The sequence below is a fragment of the Actinoplanes sp. G11-F43 genome (genome assembly GCF_050589265.1).
In the GTDB taxonomy this organism is placed as follows: domain Bacteria; phylum Actinomycetota; class Actinomycetes; order Mycobacteriales; family Micromonosporaceae; genus Actinoplanes.
Genome location: NZ_JBNZCE010000063.1, coordinates 1 through 25215, shown reverse-complemented (window position 1 = coordinate 25215; position 25215 = coordinate 1). Strand labels below are relative to the sequence as shown.

Annotated in this window: 30 protein-coding genes; 12 read left to right on the top strand and 18 right to left on the bottom strand. The window is 71.5% G+C overall.

Annotation, left to right across the window (positions count from 1 at the left end):
- Positions 1-23: 23 nt before the first annotated feature.
- From ACQ0O7_RS43530 to ACQ0O7_RS43520, 3 genes are all read right to left on the bottom strand, one after another.
- On the bottom strand, positions 24-692 hold the full coding sequence (locus ACQ0O7_RS43530; RefSeq protein WP_430791796.1) for a hypothetical protein: 669 nt from the start codon (positions 690-692) through the stop codon (positions 24-26).
- A gap of 125 nt (positions 693-817) precedes the next feature.
- The gene (locus tag ACQ0O7_RS43525) at positions 818-1918 is read right to left on the bottom strand and encodes an SPFH domain-containing protein (protein ID WP_430791795.1); all 1101 of its coding nucleotides are present in this window, start codon (positions 1916-1918) and stop codon (positions 818-820) included.
- A gap of 10 nt (positions 1919-1928) precedes the next feature.
- On the bottom strand, positions 1929-2378 hold the full coding sequence (locus ACQ0O7_RS43520; RefSeq protein ID WP_430791794.1) for an NfeD family protein: 450 nt from the start codon (positions 2376-2378) through the stop codon (positions 1929-1931).
- A gap of 109 nt (positions 2379-2487) precedes the next feature.
- Between ACQ0O7_RS43520 and ACQ0O7_RS43515 the strand changes: the two genes are divergently transcribed.
- A complete protein-coding gene (locus tag ACQ0O7_RS43515) occupies positions 2488-3792 on the top strand; it encodes a serine hydrolase domain-containing protein (protein WP_430791793.1) in 1305 nt (434 codons plus the stop codon).
- 23 nt (positions 3793-3815) lie between these two features.
- Here the strand turns inward: ACQ0O7_RS43515 and ACQ0O7_RS43510 are convergent, their stop codons facing one another.
- Together ACQ0O7_RS43510 and ACQ0O7_RS43505 are read right to left on the bottom strand one after the other, a co-directional pair.
- Positions 3816-4268, bottom strand: a complete 453-nt coding sequence (locus ACQ0O7_RS43510) for a hypothetical protein (RefSeq protein ID WP_430791792.1) — start codon at positions 4266-4268, stop codon at positions 3816-3818.
- Between the two features lie 169 nt (positions 4269-4437).
- Positions 4438-5286: a DMT family transporter gene (locus ACQ0O7_RS43505; protein WP_430791791.1), complete on the bottom strand. Its 849-nt coding sequence runs from the start codon at positions 5284-5286 to the stop codon at positions 4438-4440.
- A 41-nt stretch (positions 5287-5327) separates the two neighbouring features.
- Here ACQ0O7_RS43505 and ACQ0O7_RS43500 point away from each other — a divergent pair, with 41 nt between their 5' ends.
- Positions 5328-5918, top strand: coding sequence for a hypothetical protein (locus ACQ0O7_RS43500; protein ID WP_430791790.1), 591 nt, complete (start codon positions 5328-5330; stop codon positions 5916-5918).
- Between the two features lie 63 nt (positions 5919-5981).
- Here ACQ0O7_RS43500 and ACQ0O7_RS43495 read toward each other — a convergent pair whose 3' ends face one another.
- The gene (locus ACQ0O7_RS43495; RefSeq protein ID WP_430791789.1) at positions 5982-6788 is read right to left on the bottom strand and encodes a DUF3097 domain-containing protein; all 807 of its coding nucleotides are present in this window, start codon (positions 6786-6788) and stop codon (positions 5982-5984) included.
- Between the two features lie 89 nt (positions 6789-6877).
- On the opposite strand from ACQ0O7_RS43495, the gene ACQ0O7_RS43490 reads away from it, so the two are divergent.
- The 3 genes from ACQ0O7_RS43490 to ACQ0O7_RS43480 all read left to right on the top strand — a co-directional run bounded on the left by ACQ0O7_RS43490 (position 6878) and on the right by ACQ0O7_RS43480 (position 8692).
- Positions 6878-7660: a hypothetical protein gene (locus ACQ0O7_RS43490; RefSeq protein WP_430791788.1), complete on the top strand. Its 783-nt coding sequence runs from the start codon at positions 6878-6880 to the stop codon at positions 7658-7660.
- Positions 7657-8160: an NUDIX domain-containing protein gene (locus tag ACQ0O7_RS43485; RefSeq protein ID WP_430791787.1), complete on the top strand. Its 504-nt coding sequence runs from the start codon at positions 7657-7659 to the stop codon at positions 8158-8160. Before ACQ0O7_RS43490 ends, ACQ0O7_RS43485 begins: the two co-directional genes overlap by 4 nt.
- A gap of 109 nt (positions 8161-8269) precedes the next feature.
- The gene (locus ACQ0O7_RS43480; protein WP_430791786.1) at positions 8270-8692 is read left to right on the top strand and encodes a helix-turn-helix domain-containing protein; all 423 of its coding nucleotides are present in this window, start codon (positions 8270-8272) and stop codon (positions 8690-8692) included.
- 209 nt (positions 8693-8901) lie between these two features.
- Here ACQ0O7_RS43480 and ACQ0O7_RS43475 read toward each other — a convergent pair whose 3' ends face one another.
- Positions 8902-9159, bottom strand: a complete 258-nt coding sequence (locus tag ACQ0O7_RS43475; protein WP_430791785.1) for a hypothetical protein — start codon at positions 9157-9159, stop codon at positions 8902-8904.
- On the opposite strand from ACQ0O7_RS43475, the gene ACQ0O7_RS43470 reads away from it, so the two are divergent.
- On the top strand, positions 9151-9363 hold the full coding sequence (locus tag ACQ0O7_RS43470) for a hypothetical protein (protein WP_430791784.1): 213 nt from the start codon (positions 9151-9153) through the stop codon (positions 9361-9363). The genes ACQ0O7_RS43475 and ACQ0O7_RS43470 overlap by 9 nt on opposite strands.
- A gap of 76 nt (positions 9364-9439) precedes the next feature.
- On the opposite strand, the gene ACQ0O7_RS43465 is transcribed toward ACQ0O7_RS43470, so the two are convergent.
- The 10 genes from ACQ0O7_RS43465 to ACQ0O7_RS43420 all read right to left on the bottom strand — a co-directional run bounded on the left by ACQ0O7_RS43465 (position 9440) and on the right by ACQ0O7_RS43420 (position 18730).
- Positions 9440-10708 (bottom strand): ATP-binding protein, encoded by a 1269-nt coding sequence (locus ACQ0O7_RS43465; protein ID WP_430791783.1) that lies wholly within the window; start codon positions 10706-10708, stop codon positions 9440-9442.
- Positions 10709-10800: 92 nt separating this feature from the next.
- Entirely contained in the window at positions 10801-11208 is a 408-nt protein-coding gene (locus ACQ0O7_RS43460; RefSeq protein ID WP_430791782.1) for an NUDIX hydrolase, read from the bottom strand.
- Positions 11205-11696, bottom strand: a complete 492-nt coding sequence (locus ACQ0O7_RS43455; RefSeq protein WP_430791802.1) for an NUDIX domain-containing protein — start codon at positions 11694-11696, stop codon at positions 11205-11207. The genes ACQ0O7_RS43460 and ACQ0O7_RS43455 overlap by 4 nt, the downstream gene beginning before the upstream one ends.
- Complete coding sequence (locus ACQ0O7_RS43450; RefSeq protein ID WP_430791781.1) at positions 11693-12472, bottom strand: HAD-IIA family hydrolase; 780 nt, start codon at positions 12470-12472, stop codon at positions 11693-11695. The genes ACQ0O7_RS43455 and ACQ0O7_RS43450 overlap by 4 nt, the downstream gene beginning before the upstream one ends.
- Positions 12469-13500 (bottom strand): ferrochelatase, encoded by a 1032-nt coding sequence (locus ACQ0O7_RS43445; RefSeq protein ID WP_430791780.1) that lies wholly within the window; start codon positions 13498-13500, stop codon positions 12469-12471. Before ACQ0O7_RS43445 ends, ACQ0O7_RS43450 begins: the two co-directional genes overlap by 4 nt.
- Before the next feature lie 20 nt (positions 13501-13520).
- Positions 13521-14288, bottom strand: coding sequence for an enoyl-ACP reductase FabI (gene fabI / locus ACQ0O7_RS43440; protein WP_430791779.1), 768 nt, complete (start codon positions 14286-14288; stop codon positions 13521-13523).
- Between the two features lie 34 nt (positions 14289-14322).
- Positions 14323-15027, bottom strand: a complete 705-nt coding sequence (locus tag ACQ0O7_RS43435; RefSeq protein ID WP_430791778.1) for a beta-ketoacyl-ACP reductase — start codon at positions 15025-15027, stop codon at positions 14323-14325.
- Between the two features lie 480 nt (positions 15028-15507).
- Positions 15508-16458 (bottom strand): VWA domain-containing protein, encoded by a 951-nt coding sequence (locus ACQ0O7_RS43430; protein WP_430791777.1) that lies wholly within the window; start codon positions 16456-16458, stop codon positions 15508-15510.
- Entirely contained in the window at positions 16455-17465 is a 1011-nt protein-coding gene (locus ACQ0O7_RS43425; RefSeq protein WP_430791776.1) for a DUF58 domain-containing protein, read from the bottom strand. The genes ACQ0O7_RS43430 and ACQ0O7_RS43425 overlap by 4 nt, the downstream gene beginning before the upstream one ends.
- Positions 17462-18730 (bottom strand): AAA family ATPase, encoded by a 1269-nt coding sequence (locus ACQ0O7_RS43420; protein ID WP_430791775.1) that lies wholly within the window; start codon positions 18728-18730, stop codon positions 17462-17464. Before ACQ0O7_RS43420 ends, ACQ0O7_RS43425 begins: the two co-directional genes overlap by 4 nt.
- A gap of 329 nt (positions 18731-19059) precedes the next feature.
- On the opposite strand from ACQ0O7_RS43420, the gene ACQ0O7_RS43415 reads away from it, so the two are divergent.
- From ACQ0O7_RS43415 to ACQ0O7_RS43400, 4 genes are read left to right on the top strand one after another with little or no spacing between them, the layout of a single operon-like run.
- Positions 19060-19287 (top strand): hypothetical protein, encoded by a 228-nt coding sequence (locus ACQ0O7_RS43415; RefSeq protein ID WP_430791774.1) that lies wholly within the window; start codon positions 19060-19062, stop codon positions 19285-19287.
- A complete protein-coding gene (locus ACQ0O7_RS43410) occupies positions 19241-19813 on the top strand; it encodes a PH domain-containing protein (protein ID WP_430791773.1) in 573 nt (190 codons plus the stop codon). The genes ACQ0O7_RS43415 and ACQ0O7_RS43410 overlap by 47 nt, the downstream gene beginning before the upstream one ends.
- On the top strand, positions 19810-21186 hold the full coding sequence (locus ACQ0O7_RS43405; RefSeq protein WP_430791772.1) for a PH domain-containing protein: 1377 nt from the start codon (positions 19810-19812) through the stop codon (positions 21184-21186). The genes ACQ0O7_RS43410 and ACQ0O7_RS43405 overlap by 4 nt, the downstream gene beginning before the upstream one ends.
- 9 nt (positions 21187-21195) lie before the next feature.
- Complete coding sequence (locus ACQ0O7_RS43400; RefSeq protein WP_430791771.1) at positions 21196-21588, top strand: thioesterase family protein; 393 nt, start codon at positions 21196-21198, stop codon at positions 21586-21588.
- Between the two features lie 174 nt (positions 21589-21762).
- Here ACQ0O7_RS43400 and ACQ0O7_RS43395 read toward each other — a convergent pair whose 3' ends face one another.
- Complete coding sequence (locus ACQ0O7_RS43395; protein ID WP_430791770.1) at positions 21763-22692, bottom strand: carbohydrate kinase family protein; 930 nt, start codon at positions 22690-22692, stop codon at positions 21763-21765.
- A 95-nt stretch (positions 22693-22787) separates the two neighbouring features.
- Here ACQ0O7_RS43395 and ACQ0O7_RS43390 point away from each other — a divergent pair, with 95 nt between their 5' ends.
- Positions 22788-23345: a superoxide dismutase gene (locus ACQ0O7_RS43390; protein ID WP_430791769.1), complete on the top strand. Its 558-nt coding sequence runs from the start codon at positions 22788-22790 to the stop codon at positions 23343-23345.
- A 172-nt stretch (positions 23346-23517) separates the two neighbouring features.
- The gene (locus tag ACQ0O7_RS43385) at positions 23518-24975 is read left to right on the top strand and encodes an aminopeptidase P family protein (RefSeq protein ID WP_430791768.1); all 1458 of its coding nucleotides are present in this window, start codon (positions 23518-23520) and stop codon (positions 24973-24975) included.
- The last annotated feature ends 240 nt before the right edge of the window (positions 24976-25215 follow it).

Genomic DNA, 25215 nt, shown 5'->3' with positions numbered 1-25215 from the left:
CCCCCCCCGCCACCACACGGTCTCTAACTCCGGGGGACCAGGCGGCCGCCGGTCCAGGCCAGGCCCATCCCGGCGGCCAGCAGCAGCAGGGCGCCGACGGTGGGGACCGGCTGGGCGATGACGGTGTACCCGCCCATCGCGATCGCGGCGAGCATCAGCAGCACCCCGTCGGCCGGGTTGACCAGCTTGGACCGGAACACCGCCCAGCCGATCAGCAGCAGCCCGGTCCCGGAGATGACGGCGGCGGCGGTGAGCAGGTCGGGCACGTGCCCGGCGGCCAGCGGGGTGGTCTCCACCAGCGCCGCCTCCGGCCACGCGGCGAGCGGCACGAGCATGGTCGCGCCGGCCAGGGTGATCAGCAGCCCGGCCAGCGCGCACCGCCGGGTGCGGGAGCCGGCGAGCAGCCCGGCCAGCGCGATCAGGGCGATGGTGGCCAGCCAGGCGGCGAGCAGGCCGATCACCAGCGGGCCGGGCGGGCTGTCCACCCCGAGGGTGAACCAGCCGTAGAGCACGGCCGCGGCGGGCAGGGCCCACAGGGCGAGCCGGGCGTACCTCCGGACCGACCAGATCCAGACGGCGTCGCGGACCGGCAGGAAGTGTCCGTCCGGCTCCGCCCGGGTCGGTGCGCCGACCCAGGCGGGGGCGACCCGCAGGGGCCGCCCGGACGCCGTCTGACGATGGCTGATGCTCATGGCTCCGCCTCACTAGCAGGGGCAACAAGCCGAGCGGCCGGGGGCACCGGTCGGAATCCGGCCCACACTGGGCCTGGCTGCGAGCATGCCAAAAGCCCCGCCACAGTGTGGCCGATCCCACAAACTCAGCGCTTCTCGATGCGCTCCGTCCGGTCCGCGGTGTCGTCGAAGGTCGCCGGGATCGGGTCCGGGGCGGGCAGCTCCGGGTTGCCCGGGTTGACGTCGGCCTCGGCCTGGCGCACCTCGGCGTTCACCTTCTGCGCCTCGGCCGCGGCGGCCTCGGCGGCGGCCGCCGCCTCCCGCTCGACGGCACCCGAGTCGACACCCTTCAGCGGCTGGTCGCCGGCCATGCCGGCCAGACCGCCGAGCGCGCCGCCCAGACCCTCCAGGGCCTTGGTCAGCTCGGTCGGCACGATCCACATCTTGTTGGCGGTGCCGTTGGCGATCTGCGGGAGGGACTGGAGGTACTGGTAGGCCAGCACCTTCTGCGACGGGTTGGCCTGGTGGATGGCGTCGAAGACGGTGCGGATCGCCTTGGCCTGGCCCTCGGCCTGCAGGATCCGGGACTGCCGGTCACCGTCGGCGCGCAGCACGGCGGCCTGCTTCTCACCCTCGGCGGTGAGGATCGCGGCCTGCTTGTGACCCTCGGCGTTCAGGATGGTGGCCCGGCGCTCCCGCTCGGCGCGCATCTGCTTCTCCATCGAGTCGCGGATGCTGGGCGGCGGCTCGATCGCCTTGATCTCGACCCGGGTGACCTTGATGCCCCATCGGCCGGTGGTCTCGTCGAGCACGCTGGACAGGTGCTTGTTGATCTCCTCGCGGCTGGTCAGGGCGCGCTCCAGGTCGAGCGAGCCGATCACGTTGCGCAGCGTGGTGACGGTGAGCTGCTCGATGGCCTGGAGGAAGTGGGAGATCTCGTACGTCGCGCGCACCGGGTCGACGACCTTGAAGTAGAGCACCGTGTCGATCGAGACGACCAGGTTGTCCGAGGTGATCACCGGCTGCGGCGGGAACGAGACGACCTGCTCACGCATGTCGACCTTGGTGCGCACCGCGTCGACGAACGGCACCAGCAGGTTCAGGCCCGGGGAGAGGGTCCGCTTGTACTTGCCGAGCCGCTCGATCACGTCCATCCGCTGCTGCGGGACGATCCGGACGGATTTGACCAGGGTGGTCACCGCGAAGACGGCGATGACGATGCCCAGAATCAGAACTATCGCTTCCATGAGGCCACTCCTAGAGGTGGGGCGAATCGTCGTGCCAGACCAGGACCGTCACGCCGCGCAGTTTGACGACGCGGACGTGCTCGCCCGGTGCGAAGGTCTCGTTGCTGTCGAACGACCGGGCCTGCCACAACTCCCCGTCGATCTTGATCATGCCGTGGTCGCCGTCCACCGTGTCGACCACGGTGCCGCGCGAACCCTCGATCGCCTCGACGCCGAACGGCGTGTCCCCCGTCTCGATCGCCGGCCGGGAGTGCTTCAGGATGATCGGGCGCAGTGCCGCGACCGACAGACCGGAGACGACCGCGAACACCAGCACCTGGGCGATCAACCCGAACCCGAGCGCGGCCGCACCCGCCGCGGCCAGTGCACCGGCCGCGAAGAAGATGATCAGAATGGTCGCGGTGAAGGCCTCACCGACGGCCAGCGCGACGGCGAGGACGATCCAGAGAACGGCTTCCACATCACCGATCGTTCCACGCCCGCGCACGCTCGGCGAGCGCCCGGGCACGCGTAGCCGAATCGTCTTGAAACAGTTAGACCCATGAGTCGAGTTTGAGAAGAGGAGAACCGTGTCGCTGCTTCCGGAGACCGTCCGACGGATCGACGGGATCGCCGCCCGGGCCCAGGCCGCCGGCCGGGTGCCGTCGCTCGCCCTGGCCGTCGTCCGGGACCGGGCGGTGCTGCACTGCGCGGGCGCCGGCGAGCAGCCCCGGCCCGACCCGAAGACCCAGTACCGGCTCGGCTCGATCACCAAGACGATCACCGCGACGCTGGTCATGCAGTTGCGTGACGAGGGCTTCTTCAGCCTCGACGACCTGCTCCACCGGCATCTGCCGGGCACCCCGGTCGGCGGGGTGACGCTGCGCCAGCTGCTCGGGCACGTGTCCGGGCTGACCCGGGAGCCGGACGGACCGTGGTGGGAGCGCAACGCCGGTGGGGACACCGCCGCGCTGCTGGCCGGGCTCACCCACGAGAAGCTGTCCGGGCCGCCGTACCGCCGGTTCCGCTACTCGAACCTGGGCTACGGCCTGCTCGGCGCGGTGCTGGCGCGGGTCACCGGCCTGGGCTGGGCGGAGCTGGCCGGCAAGCGGGTGCTCGACCCGCTGGGCATGAAGCGGACCACGTACGCGCCGGTGGAGCCGTACGCCCGCGGTTTCGTGGTGCACTCGCTGACCGGGGACCTGCACGAGGAGCCCCGCCCGGACACCGGCGCGATGGCCCCGGCCGGGCAGCTCTGGTCGACAGTCACCGACATGGCCAAGTGGGCCGGGTTCCTCGCCGATCCGGCGCCGGCCGTGCTGTCCCGCCAGACCGTGGACGAGATGTGCGCGCCGGTGGTGATCGCCGATCTGGAGTCCTGGACCGAGGGGCACGCGCTGGGTCCGCAGCTGTTCCGGGTGGGCGAGCGGGTCTATGTCGGCCACGGCGGCTCGATGCCCGGCTACGTCGCCCATCTGGCCGTGCACCGGGCCAGCCGGACCGGGGTGATCGTGTTCGCGAACGCGTACGGCCTGACCGGCACCAGCATCAAGCGGGTCGGTCTGGAGGCGCTCACCGCGGTCCTGGACGGCGAGCCGGCCGCGGTCGAGCCGTGGCGCCCGCCGGCCGCGCCGCACGGTGAGGCCGCCGAGATCTGTGGGCGCTGGTGGTGGATGGGCCGGGAGTACTCGATCACCGCCGACGGTGACGCCCTGCTGATGACCGGCCCGAACCACCAGACCCGGTTCGTCCGTGAGGCGCCGGACCGCTGGCTCGGCGTCACCGGCCCCAACGAGGGCGAGACGCTGCGCATCGAACGGTCCGCCGAAGGGGTGGCGGAGCGCCTGGACATCGCCACGTTCGTCTACAGCCGCGATCCCGCGCATCTGGCCTGATCAGCCCCGGGAGACGGTCACCATCAGCCCCGGGAGACGGTCACCGACCCGAATCCGCGCAGGCTCTCCCGGAACCAGCCGGACAGATCGTCACGGCCTTTGGCGCCGTTCTCGTTGATCTTCTCGCGGCCGTTGTCGTCGACGATGACGGCCGCGACCTCCCACACCCCGGTCTCGGTGGCGTCCCGGCCGAAGACCAGGTTGCGGCAGGTCGCCGTGCCGTCGGCGTCCACCGTGCAGGGGTAGAACTCGTAGATGCTGCTGAGGGCGTTGCGGATGCCGAGGCGCACGTATTCGCCGGCTTCCGGGCGGGCGCCCGGGATCACCGCGGTGACCTTCCGGAACGGGATGTCGTCGGACTCCGCGATCCGGATGCTCAGCTCGCGGGGCACCGTCGGCCGCGCCGCGGCGTCCAGCAGGCGCGGGAGAACGACCGGAACCAGCGCCGCCACCACCACCGCACCCGCGCTGATCAAGGCGACCTTTTTAGCGGTTTTTCCGCCGGTATCGCCCACTAAGTGGTTGTTTGTCACAATCGGAAATCGAAGCATGAGAAGGAGATCGACTTCCGGAACGACGCCCGCTGTGGCATGAAATGGTGATATTTGCGACTTCCGAGTGACAAGAAATCATGCGGGGGTACGCCTACCCCTCCCTCAACCGCACCACCACTCCCGTGTCGTCCGCGCGAGGTGCTCCCGGCGCCGGACCGACACGCGGCCGCCGGGCCGGATCCGGTGGTCCCGGCCGGCGCTCCCGGTCCCCGATCCCGATCGCCAGCCCCGCGCCCACGGTCAGCACCCCGATCCACACCACCGGCGCCGGCACCGGACCGCCCAGAGCCACCCCGGTGACCGCCGCCGCGATCGGCGCGACGCCGGTGAGCAGCCCGGCCCGCCCGGCGCCGATCCCGGCCACACACGAGTACCAGAGCAGGAACGCCACCGCCGTCACCAGCACCGCCAGGTACGCCCCGGCCAGCAGATCCCCGGTGGTCAGCCGGGTGACCGCGGACGGCCCCTCCACCGCGACCCCGAGGATCCCGAACATCACCGCACCCAGCGCGGTGGTGTGCACCGACACCCCGAGCGGCCCGTGCCGGCCCAGCACCGGCACCGGCACCGCGAGCAGGGTGAACGCCGCCTCACAGCCGAACGTGACGGCGGCCCAGAACACCCCGGCCGCGTCGGTGCGCCCGAGGCCCTGCACCAGCACCGCCCCGAGGGTCACCACCGCCGCCGCGGCCAGGATCCGGGCCGCCGGGCGTCGGCCCTCCAGCAGTGGCCCGGCCACCGCCAGCACGATCGGCACGCCGGCCACCGCGACCCCGATGACGGCCGGCTCGGCGTGCTCGGAACCGCGGACCAGCGCCACGTTGAAGAGCACCAGCCCGGTGCCGGTGACCCCGGCCAGCCAGAGCGGATCGGCGCCCCGGGGCATCCGCAGCGGGATCCGCGCCCACCGGGCCCAGCCGAGCAGCAACAGGCAGGCCACGGCGTACCGCAGGGCCTGGACGGTGAAGAGCGGCGCTGGGGGTGTCCCGGGGCGTGGTGGTGCAGGCCTACCAGCGGCTGGCCGACGAGGGGTCGACCGGCGCGCGCACCCGCTCCGGCACGGTGATCGCCGCCGGGCCCGGTCCACGGCCACCGGACCGGCCGGCCGTGGACCGCCGGAGCACCCTGGCCGAGCTGCGGCTACCGCTCTCCACCCCGGACGGCGTCGACATCGACCTGTCCCCCGGCGTGCCCGACCTGTCGGCGTTCCCCCGGGCCGCCTGGCTGCGGGCCGAACGCGCGGTGCTCGACCGGGTGACCGCCGCCGACCTGCGGTACGGGGACCCGGGCGGGACCCCACGACTACGGTCCGCCCTGGTGGGCTGGCTCAGCCGTACCCGTGGGGTGCGGTGTGCCGCCGACGACGTCGTCATCACCGCGGGCGTCGCGCAAGGGCTCGCACTGCTCGCGCACGTCCTGGGCCGGGACGGCACCGACCGGGCCGGAGTGGAGGATCCCGGCTCCCGGGGCGCCCTGGACCAGATGACGTTCTGGGGATTACGGCCGGTGCCGGGGTGCTGGTGCAGCCGCTGTCCTGGCACCGCCGCCGCCCGGGGCCGCCCGGACTGGTGATCGGGTACGCCGCCCACCCGCCGGACCGCCTGGCCGAGGCCGCGGCCCGGATCGGGCGGGTCCTCAGTCGTCCAGGACCGTGACGAAGTCGATCAGCCGCTCCATCGAGTTGATCAGCGGCGTCTCGACGTCCTTGTAGGAACCGACCGAGGCCAGGATCCGCCGCCACATGTCGGCCGGCTCGCGGATGCCCACCACCTCGCAGACGCCCTCCTTCCACGGGCGGCCCGGCGGGATCACCGGCCAGGCCCGCAGACCCACCCGCTCCGGCTTCACCGCCTGCCAGACGTCCACGTAGGGATGACCGGTGACCAGCACGTTCGGATCCCTGACGGCGGCCACGATCCGGCTCTCCTTGGACCCGGCGACCAGATGGTCGACGAGCACCCCGAGACGCCGGGTCCGTGACGGGCCGAACTCGGCGACCGCCCCGGCCAGGTCGTCGACACCGTGCAGCGGCTCCACCACGATGCCCTCGATCCGCAGGTCGTCACCCCAGATCCGCTCGACCAGGGCGGCGTCGTGCACACCCTCCACCCAGATCCGGCTGGCCTTCGCCACCCGGGCTTTCACGTTGTCCACGGCGATCGAGCCGGACGCGGTCATCCGCCGCTGCGCCGGCCCCGGGCCGCGGGCCGGCCGCCGCAACGTGACCGGCCGGCCGTCCAGCAGGAACGCGGCCGGCTCCAGCGGGAAGTTGCGCCGCTTCCCGAACCGGTCCTCCAGCACCACCGCGCCCAGCTCGAAGCCGACCACCGCCCCGCAGAACCCGGAATCCACGTCCTCGACGACCAGATCCGGCTCGGCGTCGACCTCCGGCGTCATCTTGCGGCGCGGCTTCCCGCCGGCAAGCACATCCTCCCCATACATGTCCCGCACTGTATGCGCGATCACGGACACACCCTCGGTGACGCTCCGGGCCGAGACAACTCTCCTCACCGGCACGTACCCTTGCTCGCATGTCACCCGCAGCCGATGCGGCCACCCGCACCGCACGCCGATCGACCCGGTTCGTGGCCTGGGTGCGCGCCTGGCGCGCCGGGCTCGTCCCGTTCGACGAGCTGGCCGACGAGATCGCCGCGGACGAGGAGCACCTCGTCGCCGACGCCCCCGGCACCTGGACCGACGTGCCGCTCGGCCAGGGCCTGCCGATCTTCGCGAAGCTGCATCCCGACGACATCCGCCTGGTGCTGCCCGCCCCCGGCGACCCGCGCGGCCTGCCCGGCCCCGGCGAGCTGACCGGGGCGGCGCTGCTGGCCGGCGAGGCGGTGATGACGCCCGGCTTCGGGGTGGTGCCCGAGGTCCGACGGCACACATCCGGCTCCGGTGTGGAGTTCACCACCGTGCTGTGGCGGGTGATGGCCGCCCCCGAGCACCGGCAGGTCTTCCAGATGGGCGCCGCCGAGGCCGAGGCACAGCTGACCGCCGCGCTCGGCGAGGCCACCACCCGGCTCACCCGGCTCGACGTGGCCCAGTGGAAACCCGAGCTGGCCGGCGCCCTGCAGGCGCTGCGCCGCCCGGAGAGCACCGAGACGCTGCCACCCGGCTTCGACCCGCGCTCGCGCCGCCTGTTCGCCCGCGCCAGCGTGCTCGACCAGGTGCTCACCCTGGCCGGGACGAACGCGCCGGGCGGCGCCGTCAACGGCTACGAGGCCCAGCAGCGTGACGAGGCGCTGCGCCCGCTCACCGCCGCCTGCCGCCAGGCCCTGGTCGCCGCCTGCAACGCCCCGCTGCGTCCGTGAGCACCCCCGACCGGTATGCGCACTGCACGTTCTGCGGGGCGCGGTTCACCCTCGGCCAGCCGTGGCCACGCCGCTGCGGCGCCTGCGGGGAGACCAGCTACCTCAACCCGAGCCCGGTGGCCGTCGCGGTCCAGCCGGTCGGCGCCGGCCTGCTCGCCGTCCGCCGCGGCATCGCCCCGGCCCGCGGCCGGCTGGCCCTGCCCGGCGGTTTCATCGACGTCGGCGAGACGTGGCAGGAGGCCGCGGTCCGCGAACTGTCCGAGGAGACCGGTGTGAAGGCCGACCCGGCGGCCGTCCGTCTCTTCGACACGGTCAGCGCCCCCGACGGCACCATCCTGGTCTTCGGCCTGCTCCCGCCCCTGCCGAGCACGGCGGCCCTGCCCCCGCCCCCACCCGACGACGCGGAGACGCTGGCCCGCGAGGTCCTGTACGGCCCCACCGAACTCGGCTTCAGCATCCACACCACGATCGCCACCCGCTGGTTCACCACTCACCAGTGATATATCCGGAAGCGGCTTGCACATATTGCGGATGTGGTCGAACCTGGGTGCACGACCAGCACATCCAGGGGGGACCGTGGGCACGACGACGACACTTCAGCTCTCCGCGATGGCGAGCCGTGCAGACAGCCCCGAGCACGCCTCACTGACCACCCTGCTGAGCCTGCTCGCCCGAGCGGACAGCGGGTCGATCCGCCTGGTCACCGACAACGCCGGAGAAGCCGCGGTCCCCGACCTGATCGTCGATCTCCTGAGGCAGGCCGGCGCCATCCTGAGCCGGGGCGACGGCGTGGTCGTCAGCGAGGTCGCCCGGGAACTCACCACCAGCGAGGCCGCCCGGGTGCTCGGCGTCTCCCGCCCCACGCTGACGAACCTGCTGGACCGGGGCGACATCCCGTTCCACAAGGTGGGCACACACCGCCGGGTCGCTCTGCAGGACCTTCTGACCTACCGGCGCCACCGCCTCACCCAACAGCGGGCCGCCTACGAGGCGTTGATGGCCGAACAGGACGATCTAGGCATATACGAATGATTTCCGCATTCGACTCGAATCATCGCCGTCGATAACCTGAGCATGTGCTGCCCGTACCACTCACTGTCTTCCTGGCGCCAACGTCCTCTTCTCCCGGTGTCTGCGGGACTGGCTGGTGATGCTCGCGCTCGACAGCCGATACACAACCTTCGAGCTACGATGGAGCGAGGCCGTATTGACCGAGGCCTTCTATCAACCGAGGCCTTCTATCACCTGCGACGCAGGTATCCGGAAGCGCCCGAACAGCAGATCGAACGATGGCGCGACCAGTGGGACAGCAACTTCCCGGAAGCCAAAGTCACCGATGGAACCCTGCTGATGTTCCCCGTCCCCGGGACCCCGACGATCACCACGTCCTGGCCGCCGCCCACGCCGGTGGCGTCGACATCCTCGTAACGTGTGACGGTGACATCGCGGACTTCCAACACTGCCTCGACCAGGTTGGCGCCGGCATCGAGGTGCAACATGTCGACGAGTTCCTCTGCCTGATCGCCGATCGCCGTTCCGACCTGGTGCGACGGAGATACCTCTCCCAGGTCATGTACTGGCAGCACCGCGACAGGCTGACGGAGGAGAAGGCCGCGGACTCCAGCCGGGAGGCGCTCGACAACGCGGGAGCCTCCCGCTTCGCCTTTCTGCTCGGCACCGACGAGCGCTTCCGGATCTGGTGACCAACCGGCTCCCGGTCCTCAGCGGGCTGTCATTCGACGGCGACCAGCGATCCGCTACGACGATTACCGGGGGCCGTCAGGGGCCGAGCAACGCCAGTGGGACGACGGCGACACCGTCGCGACGGCGGTAGGCGTGCTCGCCCGCGTAGACGACGACGGCGTCGATCAGTTCCGCTCCGATTCGGTCGCGAAGCCAATGCAGATGCCTGGCGTCGGCGTCTTCGACACGGTCGGCCAGCTTGACTTCGATGGCCAGCACCCTCCCGTCGGCGTGCTGGACGATCAGATCCACTTCGTGCGCGTTGTTCCGGGTCCGGAGGTGACTGACACGGGCCTCGGCCGCTTCGGCATAGGTGTGGACGCTGAGTGCCACGAGATGCTCGAACAGCGCGCCCAGGATCGTGCCTTCGGAGAGATTGGTGTTGCCCTGTTCGGCACGGAGCAACGCGGCGGCGTCGAGACCCAGCAGGCGAGCGGCCAGCGCCGGGTCGGCCAGGAGGTGCCGGGAGGACTGGCCGAGCCGATCGAGGTGGTTGTGGCCGGGAATCCATGCCGGAAGATCGTCGAGCAGCCACAGTGCGGACAGGGCATCACGATAGGCGAGCGTGGTTGCTTTAGCCGGCTTGTTGGCCGGCCCGGCAGTGGCGGCGTCGAGAATCTTCGAGTAGGCCGCCGTCGTCGATGTCGCGGCGGCGTAGGCGGCGAGCCACGCGCGCAACACGGCCGGACGGCGAACCGGGTACCCCTGTTCCGGGAACTCTCGCTCGACGATGTTGTCCAGATAGGCGTCCAGTTCGGCACGGCGAACGCGGGGTGGCAGTCCCCGGATGGCGGGAAACCCGGATGCGGTGATCTCCTCGACGTAACCGGTCAGCCGCAGTCCGGTGCTACCGCCGACGTCGCGGTTGCCGGCCAGCAGCGCAGCCAGGCTCACGGTCGGGGTCTCGATGTCCCGCTCCGCGATGCTGAGCGGACGCATCCGCATCGGGACGATCCGGCCCGCACCCGAATGGACCCCCGCGCCACGCGGAGCCGAACTCCCGGCGATGATGAAATGCCCGGGCGGGGACCCCGAGTCGACCGCGCGCCGGACCTGGTCCCAGACTTCCGGCAGCCGCTGCCACTCATCCACGAGCACGGGCCCGGGCAGATGAGACAGGACGGCGGGGTCAGCGGCGAGTATCTCGCGTTGAGCGGGGAGACTCAGATCGACCACCGACACGGCTCGCTGCATCGCCGTCGCGGTCTTCCCCACCCCCTTCGGCCCGTGAATCGAAAGGGCACGCAGATGCGGCTGGAGTTCATCCAGTGCGCTGTCCAGGATGCGGCGCCGATACTCGACCACCAGTCCACTCTACCAAAAACACGCCCCCTACTAGTCCAATCGCACGGCCTCTAGTGAGCCGGTCGCACCACCGGCAGGCTGATCCGGAGGGGTCAGTCGATCAGATCGGCGTTCGCCAATTCACCCAGGAGAATCCGGATGGCGGGGGCACAGCGAGGACGGTCGGCGGTGGTGAACCAGGCGATCTCGACAATCTCGGCCGCTGGGGCCGGCTCGCCGTGGGACGGGCCGGTGAAGCAGACCAGGCGGACCCGGGTGCCGGGTGGGCGGTTGTGGGCCGGGGCGTCGATGGTGACCAGGTGGCTCAGCCCGGCCGGATCGACGTGGACGCCGACCTCCTCGGCGGCCTCACGGGCGGCCGCCTCGGCGTCGGTCTCGCCCGGCTCGGGTTTGCCGCCGGGCAGGTAGAACGCGTCCGAGCCGTGCGCCCGGACGGTCAGCACCCGGCGGTCGCGGACGTGCACCCAGGCCGCCGCGACCACCACCACGGGCGCCGTCATGCGAGCGCGAACGGAGCGCCGGCCTCGAAGCGGGCCAGCTGCTCCAGGGTGGGCCGGACCGAGCCGGACAGATCGGCCGGAAGATCGCTCGGCGCGCAGAACGCCGCGTCCAGAGTCTCGTCGGTGACCCGGATCAGGTCGCCGGACCACGTGTCGACCCGGACGGCGAGCGACACGTGCTGATAGGTGGCGCCGAACACGTTGGTGGTCAGGGCCTCTCCCGAGCTCAGGGCGAACGGGGTGACGGTGTGCGCGGTCAGCCCGGTCTCCTCGTACACCTCGCGGATGGCGCAGTCCCGCAGGGTCTGCCCCAGCTCCATGGTCCCGGCCGGCAGTGCCCACCGCCCGTTGTCGTTGCGCTGGATCAGCAGGACCCGGCCGTCGTCGTCGCGCAGGACGGCGCGGGCCCCGACCGTCATGAGCACCGGCTCGGGGCCGGTGATCGCCCGCAGCCGCCCGAGGTAGGAGTCCTCCCAGGGCACGGTCAGATCTCGTCGATCAGGTCGGCCACCGAGTTGATGATGCGGGACGGGCGGTACGGGTAGGTCTCGCTCTCCAGCCGGCTGCTGATCCCGGTGAGCACCAGGATCGTCTCCAGCCCGGCCTCCAGGCCGCACAGCACGTCGGTGTCCATCCGGTCGCCGATCATCGCGGTGGTCTCGCTGTGCGCGCCGATGGCGTTGAGCGCGGACCGCATCATCATCGGGTTGGGCTTGCCGACGAAGTACGGCTTGACCCCGGTGGCCTTGGAGATCATCGCGGCGACCGAGCCGGCGGCCGGGAGCAGGCCCTCGTTGGACGGGCCGGTGGCGTCCGGGTTGGTGCAGATGAACCGGGCGCCGCCGCTGATCAGCCGGATCGCCTTGGTGATCGCCTCGAAGCTGTAGGTACGGGTCTCGCCGAGCACCACGTAATCCGGGTCGAACTCGGTGAGGATGTAGCCGGCCGCGTGCATGGCGGTGGTCAGGCCGGCCTCACCGATGACGTACGCCGTCCCGCCGGGCCGCTGGTCGGCGAGGAACTGGGCGGTGGCGAGGGCGGCCGTCCAGATCGACTGCTCGTCCACGTCGAAGCCCATCCGGTGCAGGCGGGCCTGCAGGTCACGCGGGGTGTAGATGGAGTTGTTGGTGAGGATCAGGAACGGCTTGCCGGACTCCCTCATCCGGTTCACGAACTCGGGGGCGCCCGGCACCGGCTCACCCTCGTGGACGAGCACGCCGTCCATGTCGGTGAGCCAGCTCTCGATCGCCTTGCGCTCCTTCATCGGGGGGCTCCTCGTCGCACGGGGGTGGGACAGCAGTCGGGTTGACACACGTCCCAGATCGGGAGCGTACCGAGCCTGGCCTTGGATCGATCATCGGTGCGTTCCTGGACCAGCTCCCGGACCATCGCGACGAAGTCGGGGTGAACGCCGGGGCTGGCGGCACGGGCGTAACCGAGACCGAGGCGGGCCGCGGTGTCCTTGGCCTCGTTGTCCAGGTCCCAGATCACTTCGAGGTGGTCGGAGACGAACCCGATCGGGCTGACCACCACATCGGTGACGCCCTTCTCGGCGAGGGCCTCCAGGTGGTCGTTGATGTCCGGTTCCAGCCACGGGATCTGCGGCGGGCCGGAGCGGCTCTGCCAGACCAGGTCGTAGGCGAGGCCGGGAGCGGCCGCCGCGTGCACCAGCCGGGCGGTCTCCTCCAGCTGGGCGTTGTAGCGGCCACCGTCCGGGCCGGCGGTCTTCGCCATGCTGACCGGGATGGAGTGGGCGGTGAAGACCAGGCGGGTGGTCGCCTCATCCGAGGGCTTCAGCCTGGCCAGGGCCTCCCGCACGGCCTGCACGTTGGGATTGACGAAGCCGGGGTGATCGTGGAACTGCCGCAGCTTGGAGATCCTCGGGGCGCCGGGACCGACGTGCTCACGGGCGGCGGCGATGTCCTCCCAGTACTGCTTGCAGGAGGAGTAACCCCCGTAAGCGCTGGTGGCGAACCCGAGGGCGTGCTCGATCCCGTCGTCGCGCATCTGTGCGACGGTGTCGGCGAGCATCGGATGCCAGTTGCGGTTGCCCCAGTAGGTGGGCAGCGTGATGTCGTGTGCCGCGAACTCGGTCTCGATCGCGGCGAGCAGATCACGGCACTGCTGGTTGATCGGGGACACCCCGCCGAAGTGCATGTAGTGCTCGTACACCTCGGCGAGGCGCTCGTCCGGGACACCGCGCCCGCGCACCACGTTGCGCAGGAACGGCATCACGTCATCGGGCTTCTCGGGGCCGCCGAAGGAGAGCAGGACGAACGCGTCGTAAACCACCCGACCATCCTGCCACCGCCTCAGGCAGCGCGAGAGTGGTAGCCCCCGTCAACGTGCACCATCTCACCGGTGGTGGCCGGGAACCAGTCGGACAGCAGGGCGCAGACCGCGCGGGCGGTCGGCTCCGGGTCGTTGAGGTCCCAGCCGAGCGGCGCGTGCTGGGCGTACGCGTCCTCGAAGTTGCTGAACCCGGGGATCGACTTGGCGGCCATGGTGCGCAGCGGGCCGGCCGCGACCACGTTGCTGCGGATGCCGTGCTTGCCCAGGTACATGGCGAGGTAGCGGGACGCCGACTCCAGGCCGGCCTTGGCGACGCCCATCCAGTCGTACAGCGGGTACGCCTTGGTCGCGTCGAACGTCAGCCCGACGATGGAGCCACCCTGATCCATCATCGGCAGACAGGCCATGGCCAGGGACTTGTACGAGAACGTCGACACGTGCACGGCCTGGGCGACGTCCTCCCACGGCGTCTCCAGGAAGGTGCCGCCGAGGGCGCTCTGCGGGGCGAAGCCGATGGAGTGGACCACGCCGTCCAGTCCGTCGACGTGCTCGCGCACCCGGGAGGCCAGGCTGTCCAGGTGCTCCTGGTTGGTGACGTCCAGCTCGATGACCGGCGCGGGCTGGGGCAGGCGCTTGGCGATGCGCTCCACCAGCGAGAGCCGGCCGAAGCCGGTGAGCACCACGGTGGCGCCGGCCTCCTGGGCCAGCTTCGCCACCGAGAAGGCGATCGAGGCGTCGGTGATGACGCCGGTGACGAGCAGCCGTTTACCGGCCAGCAGTCCAGACACTTTTGCTTCTCTCCTGAAAAAGTCTCGGAAAACTTCAGTGCCCCATGCCGAGGCCCCCGTCGACGGGGAGCACGGCGCCCGAGATGTACGCCGCACTGTCGCTCGCCAGGAAGGTCACCGCCGCGGCGACCTCGTCGGTGCTGGCGAGGCGACCGGCCGGGACGGCCTTGATGATCTCGGCCTTGCGCGCGTCCGGCAAGACGGCGGTCATCTCCGTCTCGATGAATCCGGGCGCCACGACGTTCGCGGTGATGTTGCGGGTGCCCAGCTCACGGGTGATGCTACGGGCCATGCCGACGAGCCCGGCCTTACTCGCCGCGTAGTTCACCTGGCCGGGACCGCCGTACAGCCCGACCACCGACGAGATGAAGATGATCCGGCCCCACTTGGCGCGCAGCATCTTCGAGCTGGCCCGCTTGGCGACCCGGAACGCGCCGGTCAGGTTGGTGTCGATGACCCGCTCGAACTGCTCGTCGGACATCCGCAGCAGCAGCGTGTCGTCGGTGATGCCGGCGTTGGCGACGAGCACCTCGACCGGGCCGAGCTCCTTCTCCACGGTGGTGAACGCGGCGTCGATCGCGGCCGAGTCGGTGATGTCGCACTGCACACCGAACAGGCCGTCCGGCACGGCCGAGCCCCGGTGGGTGATCGCCACCCGGTCACCCTGCTTGGCGAACGTCTGGGCGATGGCCAGGCCGATGCCGCGGTTTCCTCCGGTCACCAGAACGGTGCGAGACACAACACACTCCTATCGACAGGCTTCCATCACACAGGGTCACCATGGCCCTCTGAAAAGGGAGACTATCGGCCCGCTGTGACACGGCCGAGGGACGGTCCCGCCGACTTACACCCCGTTCAGGGCAGCACGATTTCTCTTCGGTTGTAGTTGAGGAGTACAGTGCCACACGGTTCAGGCCCGACTAGCTCTGGAGGTGATCGCTGTGCGAGATAGCGATCCTCCTAGTCGTGGCCGGGACGCTCGTCAGCGTTTCTGACCGCTGACCAGATCTCTCCCCACCCGCACGCCGCTGTCCTGCTCAGGGCGGCTCATCCGGCGTGCGGTGGTTCCGGCCGCGAAGTGACCCCTGTCTGGTTCAGTCACTAGCGGAAGTCGGTTTTTCATGATGAAGAACTTCGTCGCGCCCCTCGGTTTCACCCTGCTCTCGGCCTGGGTCGTCGTCCTGTTCGTGCTCGCGCACAACACGCCCTGACCCGCCGGTCAGGGCAGCCTGGACGTCCACAGCAGGCTCATCGCGGCACCGGCCAGCCCCAGCAGCAGGCCGGCCGCGGCGTACCACTGAGTGACCTCACGTGGTTCGGTGCGGTGCCCGATCGAGCTGCCCATGTCCTCGTACACCTGCTTCAGCTCACTCACCGACGCGGCCTCGTAGAAGTAACCCTTGGTCTGCTCGGCCAGCTCCTGCAGCGACAGCCGGTCCACCGGCACCCGCTGCACCGAGCCGCGGATGTCGACCACACCGGTGTCGGTGCCGAACGCGATCGTCGACACCGGCACGTTCGCCTGCCCGGCCGCGGTCGCCGCGTCCTCGATCGAGCGGCCCGACGTGCGGTACCCGTCGGAGAGCAGCACGATCCGGGCCGGTGGCGCACCGTCGGCGCCGTCGGCCGGCACCATCCGGATGGCGTCCAGCGAGGTGAACACCGCCTCGCCGGTCGCGGTCGCCTCGGCCAGGGTCAGCGCGTCGATCGCGGCCACCACCGAGGCGCGGTCCTTGGTCGGCGCCACCAGCACGTTCGCCGCCTTCGCGAAGGACACCAGACCCAGGTTGTACGTGGGCGGCAACTCGTTGACGAACGCCTTGGCCGCCTCCTGCGCGGCCTCGATCCGGCTCGGCTCCACGTCCTCGGCCTGCATCGACAGCGACACGTCGATGGCGAGCATCACGGTGGCTCGTTCCAGAGGTTCCTCGGTGTCGACCGAGGGGCGGGCGGTGGCCGCCGAGAGCGCGGCCAGCATCAGCAGGAAGGCGCCGGCTGACGCGTGCCGCCGCCAGCCCAGGCCCTTCGGCGCCAGGGTGCGCAGCAGGTCGACGTTGGTGAACCGCATCGCGTACTGCCGCTTGCGGAACTGCCGCCAGACGTAGAACCCGGCCATGGCCAGGACCGGCAGCAGGGTCAGCAGCCACCAGGGGTCCAGGAATCGGATCATCGTGTGGTCCCTCGGGTACGGGCGTGGCGCTGAGCGGCCACGAAACGGACCATGTCGAGCAGCCAGTCGGTGTCGGTGCGCAGCCGCAGGTGGGCGGCGCCGGCCGCACGCAGCGCCCGGGCGATCGCGGCACGCTGCACGCCGGCCGCCTCGGCGTACCGCTGGCGCAGTTTCGGGTCGGAGGTCTGGACCTCGTGCAGCATTCCGGACTCCGGGTCGGCCAGGGTCAGCACGCCGACGTCGGGCAGTTCCAGCTCACGCGGGTCGACCACCTCGATGGCCAGCACGTCGTGCCGGACGCCCAGTTTCTTCACCGGCCGGGCCCAGCCCTCCACCGGTGACAGGAAGTCGGAGATCACCACGGCCACCCCACGGCGCCGGGGCGGCCGGTTCAGCATGTCGATCAGCGCGCCCAGGTCGGTGCGGCCGGGCCGGATCGTCGTCCCGGCGATGGCGCGCAGCAGGCCCTGCGCCTCCTTGCGGCCGGGCCGGGCGGGCAGGCGGATCACCGGCGAGGTCAGCGGTGGCCCGGGCGGCGCCGCCGGCTTACGGCGCCACCACTGCCGGGGTTCCTCGGCCGGTACGCCGGAGCCGGTGCCCACCACGGCCCCGATCCGGTTGCCACCGCGCACGGTCAGGTGTGCCATCGCGGTGGCGGCGGCGATCACCAGGTCCCGTTTCAGCCATTGGGCGGTGCCGAAGTCGAGACTGGCCGACAGGTCCACGGCCAGCCACGTCTCCAGTTCGCGGTCGGCCACCGTCCGCCGGACGTGCGGGGTGGTGGTCCGGGCGGTGACCGGCCAGTCCATCCGCCGCACGTCGTCGCCGGGCCGGTACTCCCGGGACTCGCCGGCCTCGCTGCCCGGACCGGGCAGCAGGCCCACGTAGTCGCCCTGCAGCAGCCCGTCCAGTTTGCGGGTGACCAGCAGCTGCAGCCGGCTGATGACGGCTTCGGCCCGGGCCGCCTCCGCCGGGGCGACCGGCATCTGCGTGCCCGGCGCGGTCATGACTGGCCGGGCCAGTTGCCGTTCGGCTGCGGCGGCCGGTTGTCGAAGCCACCCGCCGGGACACCGCTGACCGGCTGCGCGCCGGCCGGGCCGGCCACATACTGCGCGGGCTGCGGGTGGCCGGTCGCGATCGGGGTCAGCGGGCCGGGCGGCATCGGCGGGCCCTGCGGCGGCATCGGGCCCGCCTGCGGTCCGGGGTGGGGACCGGGCTGCGGGGCCTGGCCGTTGGCGCCGTTCTGCCGGGACGACACCTGGGGCGGCGGGACCATCTGCATGATCCGGGCCACGATGTGGTCGGCCGGGATGTCGTCGGCCAGCGCGTCGTAGCTGAGCACCAGCCGGTGGCGCAGGATGTCCGGTGCGATGTCCTGCACGTCCTGCGGCAGCGCGTAGTCCCGGCCGCGGAGCAGGGCCAGCGCCCGGGTGGCCCGGACGATGCCGAGCGAGGCGCGGGGGCTGGCGCCGTACTGGATCAGCTGGGCGACGTCCGGCATGCCGTGCTGGGCCGGGGCGCGGGTGGCCAGGACCAGGCGGACGGTGTAGTCGATCAGGGCGTTGTGCACGAACACCTGGTCCGCGCGGCGCTGCAGGGCGAGCAGGTCGTCCGGGGTGAAGACCTGTTTCGGCTCGGGCGCGCTCACCCCCATCCGGTAGACGATCTCGCGTTCCTCGGAGTCGGTCGGGTAGCCGACCAGGATCTTCATCAGGAACCGGTCGCGCTGCGCCTCGGGCAGCGGGTAGACACCCTCCTGCTCGATCGGGTTCTGGGTGGCCATCACCAGGAACGGGTCGGGCACCTGATGGGTCCGGCCGCCGATCGACACCTGGTGCTCGGCCATCACCTCCAGCAGCGCCGACTGCACCTTGGCCGGCGCCCGGTTGATCTCGTCGGCGAGCAGGAAGTTGACGAACACCGGGCCCAGCTCGACGTCGAACTTCTCACTGGACTGCCGGTAGATCCGGGTGCCCACGATGTCGGCCGGCACCAGGTCGGGGGTGAACTGCACCCGGGAGAACGAGCCGCCGACCACCTTGGCCAGGGTCTCCACCGCGAGGGTCTTGGCCACACCGGGCACCCCCTCCAGCAGGCAGTGGCCACGGGCGAGGAGGGCCACGAACATCCGCTCGACCATCCGGTCCTGGCCGACGATCACCCGTTTCACCTCGAACATGGCGCGCTCGAGCTGTGACGCGTCCTGCGCCGGTGGCACCGGGGCTCCGGCGTCGGCGCTGGTATCGGTCTCGGGCGTGCTCGGCTGCGACACCGGTCCTCCACAACGGGTCTGGATGGGCCGGCTCTCGGCGAGCCGACGCTCAAGACTTACACGACATACGACAACACACGGCTGAGAGGATCCTAAGAACCCTGCCCGGCAGCATAGGGAGTCCGGCCGACATCATCGCCGGATCCGGATGTCCGCGCAGCCCGGGACACCATCGGCCGGATGTGTTGATCTTTCTACGCGATCCGCCGGATCGGGCGGGTCACCGGGTGCATACGCACGTGTGTGAAGCGTGTAGCATTTGCCTCGTCGCCGGGCGGCTTCCCCCGTGGCCGCCCGGCGCTCAAACTCCCATTCCGTAAGGTTGCGGTGTGGTTGAGGATCCCGATCTCGCGCCCCAGTGTTCGGCCAAGGGCTGCCGGGCCGCCGCCGTCTGGCGTCTGCACTGGAACAATCCGAAGATCCACAGTCCGGAGCGCCGGAAGACCTGGCTGGCCTGCGACGAGCACCGGCCCACCCTCTCCGCGTTCCTCGACGCGCGCGGCTTCCTCCGTGAGGTGGTGCCCTTCGCCTCGTCCGGAAGCGCCACCGCCTCGTAGGCTGCTAGATGTGAGCGACCCGTCCGCGCGTACCGCCGTCGATGCCCTCGAACCCTGGCCCGGAACCGTCGACTGGCGGCCGGTCTCCGGCCGGCTGATCGCCGTCCACCTCATCGGGATCGCCACCTGGACCGTGGTGCTGCTGGCCGGCGCCGTCACCGGCTCCCTGTTCGCCGGGCATCCGGCCTGGTACTGGGCGATGGCCGGGGTGCTGGTCCTCGGCGTCTGGCGGTCGGTCGTCGCGGTCCGCGCGGTGCGCGCCTGGGGTTACGCCGAACGCGACAACGACCTGCTGGTCCGGCACGGTCTGCTGGTCCGGCACCTGTCCATCGTGCCGTACGCCCGGATGCAGTTCGTCGATGTCACCGCCGGGCCGCTGGAACGCGCGTTCGGGCTGGCCACCGTCCAGCTGCACACCGCCGCCGCGGCCAGCAACGCGAAGGTCCCCGGGCTGCCGCCGGACGAGGCGTCCCGCCTGCGCGACCGGCTGACCGCCCTCGGCGAGGACCGGGCCGAGGGCCTGTGACCGACCACGTCGAAGAGCCCCGGCAGCGCCTGCACCCGCTCAGCCCGCTCCTGAAAGGCGCCAAGAGCATCGCGGTGATCATCGCGGCGCTCTCCTGGCAGACCCTCGGCTCGGTCGGCCTGACCGACTTCGCGCTGCTGGTGGCCGGGCTGGCGGTGGCCGTGGTGGTGGTCTCCGCGATCGGCTGGTGGTTCACCGGCTACCACGTCGTCGGCCGGGAACTGCGGATCACCGAGGGCCTGCTGTGGCGGCGCAACCGGGCCATCCCGCTCGACCGGCTGCAGGCCGTGGAACTGCGCCGGCCCCTGCTCGCCCAGCTCACCGGGCTGGCCGAACTCCGCCTCGAAGTGGTCGGCGGCAGCAAGTCCGAGGCGCCGCTGGCCTACCTGACGGTGCAGAACGCGTCGGCGCTGCGGGAGCGATTGCTCGCTCTCTCCGGGCGTACCCGATCGGCCGCCGTTGACGTTGACCCCGACTCTCCGCCCGCCGCCGCTCCGCCGCCGCTCTATCAGGTGCGCAACCAGGACCTGCTGGTCAGCCAGCTGCTCACCCCGCAAGCCTTCCTGCTGCCGCTCGGCGTGGCCTGGGTGATCACCCAGTTCGCGATGGAGGGGTCGTGGACGTTCATCGGCATCGCCAGCACGGTCACCGCGATGGCCGGCGTCCTGCTCCAGCCGATCCGGCGGGTGCTGCGCGACTGGAACTTCCGGCTGGTCCGCGACGAACGCCTGGTCCTGCAGTACGGCCTCACCGAGACCCGTAGCCAGGTGGTGCCCCCGCACCGGGTGCAGGCCGTCCGGATCACCTGGCCGTTGTTGTGGCGGGCCAAACGCTGGCTGCACCTGAACGTCGACGTGGCCGGACTCGCCCCGCAGAGCGGCGAGGACAACGGCTCGGACAGCCTGATGCCGGTCGGCGACCCGGCCGCCGCCCGCGCCCTCGTCGAGGCCGCCCTGCCCGGCGTCGACCTGACCGTCCTGGCCACCTCGCCGCCGCCGGCCCGCACCTGGTGGCTGCATCCGTTCGGGCTGCGGTTCTACGGCGCCGGCCTGGCCCCCGAGGTGTTCGTCAGCCGGGCCGGGCGGATCACCCGGGAGATGACCCTGGTGCCGTACGCCCGGATCCAGAGCGTCCGCATCGTGCAGGGCCCCCTGCAGCGCCGCCTCGGGCTGGCCACCGTCTACGCCGACACCGCCGGTGGACGGGCCGGTGAGGCCCGCGACCGGGACCTGACCGAGGCGTACGCGATCGCCGGTGAGCTGGCCCTGCGCTCCCGCCACGCCCGCGGTGCCGTCGCTGTCGGGCGCGCCTTCGAGAGGCCCGCCGCGGAACCCGCGGATCAGACGTTCTGGCAGCGGCCCGAACGGACATAGGATCTGGTGATGGAGCTTCCGGAGTTCGCACCCGGGATCGGTGCCCGGGTCGAGTTGACGGTCACCGACGCCGACACCGCGCAGTCCCTGGGGTCCGGTGACGTGCCGGTGCTCGCCACGCCCCGGGTCCTGGCCCTGGCCGAGGCGGCGACGGTCGCCACCACCGCCCGCCAGATCCCCGGCGGCATCACCACGGTCGGCACCCGGGCCGAGGTCGAGCATCGCGCGCCCACCCCGGTCGGCCGCCGGGTGGCCGCGCGGGCGACGCTCACCAAGGTGGATGGGCGCACGCTGTTCTTCGAGGTCGCGGTGCACGACGGGGACACCCTGGTCGCCGAGGTCCGGGTGGAGCGGGTGCTGCTGGACCGGCAGCGTTTCATCGCCGAAGCCCTCGGCGACTAGCGGCTCCCAGTCCGGGGGGGGCGGGNGGTGGAGCGGGTGCTGCTGGACCGGCAGCGTTTCATCGCCGAAGCCCTCGGCGACTAGCGGCTCCCAGTCCGGGTGCCGCTGTGTGGCTCGATTCGCGCCACACAGCGGCACCCGGACTGGCCTCGGCCTTCTGTCGTGCGGCGGCGGCTAACCCCAGCGGGCCGCCAGGTCGGCCGGTGTCGGCATGGCGGTCGCGCCGCCCTGGCGCTCACAGACCAGGCCGGCCACCGACAGCGCGAACCGCACCGCCTCCGACCAGGCGTCCAGGCCGGCCGGGCGGCCGCCGGCCAGGAGCCGGCTGATCAGCGCGGCCATCACCGAGTCCCCGGCGCCGGTGGCGTCGACCGCGTCGACCACCGGCGCGGGCAGGGTGGCGCTCCCGGCCGGGGTGGCCACGTGGGCGCCGGCCGCACCGAGGGTGACGACGACGGCCCGCGCGCCGAGTCCGAGGATGTGGGCGGCGGCGGACTCCGGATCGGGTGAGCCGTACAGCACGGCGACGTCGGCGAGGCTGAGTTTGACCAGGTCGGCGGTGGCGAAGAAGCCCTCCACCAGCACCCGCAGGGCGTCCACCGCGGCGGTGTCCGGCAGCAGCGTGGGCCGCACGTTGGGGTCGAACACGCGCAGCGGCCCGTCCACCGCCCAGGCGGCCCGCGCGGCGTCCACGAACGGTTCGCGGAGCAGGCAGATCGACCCGGTGTAGAGCACCGCGGCGCCGGCCACCGCACCCCGGTCCAGGTCGGCCGGGGTGAGCAGAGCGTACGACGGTGGTTCGCCGTAGAACGTGAACGTCGGCTCGGCACCCTCGAACGTGGTGACGGCGAGTGTGGTGGGGACCTCGACCCGGCGTACACCCGAGGAATCGACGCCGCTGTCCCGGAGGAAGGCCGCCATCCGTTCGCCGAGGACGTCCTTGCTCAGGGTGCCCGCGTAGCGGGCGTCGCCGCCGAGCCGCGCGACGCCGACGGCGACGTTGAGTGGCGCCCCGCCGATCGCCTGCCGGTAGCTCTGCCCGCCGTCGAGGTCAGCTTCGAGCAGGTCGATCAGCGCCTCACCCATCACCATCGCGTAGCCCACGGCTTCACCCTCTCACCCGGCGGCGGCGGAGGCACGTGTGGGCCGTCCAGCGCCGATCATCATGCCTATATGGGTGTATTTGTAATAATTCGAGGATGAGAGCAAGAATCTTGGCCCTCGCGGCTCCGCTGCTCCTCACCGCTGCGGCGCCCGCTCCCGGCCCGGCCTTCGACGGCGCCTTCCGGATCTACGACCATGCGGCGGTCCCGGCCGGCGCACGGGCTCAGGTCACCGTCGCCGATCACACTGATGGGGTACGGGTGGAGCTGCTCGCCACCGGACTCCAGCCCGGCCGGCACTACGGTGCCCACCTGCACACCGGGCGCTGTGGCGGTGATCCCGCCGATGCCGGGCCGCACTATCAGCACCGGCTCGACCCGGCCGCGGGGCCGGGGAAGCCGTCGGTGGATCCGGCCTACGCGAACCCGCGCAACGAGGTCTGGCTGGATCTCGTCGCCGGCGCGGACGGTGCCGGGCGGGCGGTCAGCACCCAGGAGTGGGATTTCGATCCGGCGCGGCCGCCGTGGTCGCTGGTGTTGCACGCCGAGCACACCCACACCGGTCCCGGTGTCGCCGGTACCGCGGGGGCCCGGCTCGCCTGCCTGACCGCTTCTCCCGGCTCCTATGGCGGCGCTCCTCGCGGCCTGGGGTGACGCTTCCCGTGACGTTCGGGGTGACGCTTCCCGCGGCGCTTCCCGCGGCCCGGGGTGGCGCTTCCCGCAGCCCGGGGTGACGCGGATCAAAGGCCGGGTGCGGTGCCCGGCCTTACCGGGGACTACTGGTCAGGCGGTAACGTCGGGGTACCGAGAACGGAGGCACCCCAAGATGGCCACTCAACCCGCGGCCAAGACGGAGTCGCACGACCCCGACTTCCCCGAGGCGTTCCTGAGCTTCATGCGCCAGGGCTGGCGCGAGGACCCTCTCGCCGTGACGCCGCTGCCCGAGGTGCCGAACTACGCGAAGCGCCGGGCCGCCCTCTCCGAGGCGTTCCCCGGGGAGACGCTGATCATCCCGAGCGGCAACGAGAAGGTGCGTGCCAACGACACCGACTACGCGTTCCGCCCCGGCAGCGACTTCTTCTACCTGACCGGTGACCGCGACCCGGACAGCGTGCTGATCCTGCACCCGAGCGGTTCCGGCCACGACGCGGTGCTCTACACCCGGCAGCGCAACTCGAAGGACACCGACCGCTTCTTCCGGGACCGCAACGGCGAGCTGTGGGTGGGCCGCACCCACACCCTGGCTGAGAAGTCGGCGGAGCTGGGCCTGTCCACCGCCTCGCTGGGCGAGCTGGGCATGGCGCTGGCCGGCACCGCGCCGGGCCGGGCCCGGGTGCTGCGCGGGTTCGACGCCGCCGTGGACCGCGCCGTCCTGGCCTTCGAGCCGGACCGCTCCCGCCTGCGTGACCGCGAGCTGGCCCGGGTGATCTCCGAGCTCAAGCTGGTGAAGGACGAGTGGGAGATCGCCCAGCTGCAGCAGGCGATCGACGCCACCGTGTTCGGCTTCGAGGACGTCGCCCGCATCCTGCCGGCCGACCGGAGCGTCAAGGAGCGCCTGCTGGAGGGCGTCTTCGGCCTGCGCGCCCGGCACGACGGCAACGACGTCGGCTACAGCTCGATCGTCGGCGCCGGCCCGCACGCGACGATCCTGCACTGGGTGCGCAACACCGGCGTCACCAAGCCCGGCGAGCTGCTGCTGATGGACATGGGCGTGGAGGGCGACAACCTCTACACCGCCGACATCACCCGCACCGTCCCGGTCAACGGCACGTTCACCCCGCTGCAGCGCCAGGTCTACGACATCGTGCACGCGTCGCAGCAGGCCGGCCTGGACGCGATCAAGCCCGGCGTGGTCTTCAAGGACATCCACAAGGTGTGCATGCGGGTGCTCGCCGAGGGCCTGCACGACCTGGGCCTGCTGCCGGTGAGCGTGGACCAGGCGATGGCCGACGACTCCACCGTCTACCGCCGCTGGACCCTGCACGGTTTCGGTCACATGCTCGGCATCGACGTGCACGACTGCTCGGCGGCGCGCAACGAGGCGTACCGGGAGGGCCCGCTCCAGGAGGGCTACGTGCTCACCGTCGAGCCCGGCCTGTACTTCCAGCCCGAGGACGAACTGGTCCCCGAGGAACTGCGCGGCGTCGGCGTCCGCATCGAGGACGACGTCCTGGTCACCGCCGACGGCTGCCGCAACCTGTCAGCCGGCCTGCCCCGCTCCTCCACCGAGGTCGAGCAGTGGCTGGCGTCACAGCGCGAGGCGGGCCCCCGCCTCCCCGGCTGACCCACAAGGTTCCCTTCCCCCGGCCCGGCCGATCCCGCGGCTCCCAGCCGCGCTCGCCGGGCCGGCCCCTGTCCCCCAACCCCTTTTTGACCAGGCATCCCCCCGGCCCCACACCGTCCTCGACCAGGCGCCCACACCTCACTTCACGCCCTCCTCGACCAGGCATCCACGCCTGGCCCGCGCCTTTTCGACCGGGCGCCCACGTCTACCTCGACCAGGCGCCCACGCCCAGCCCACGCC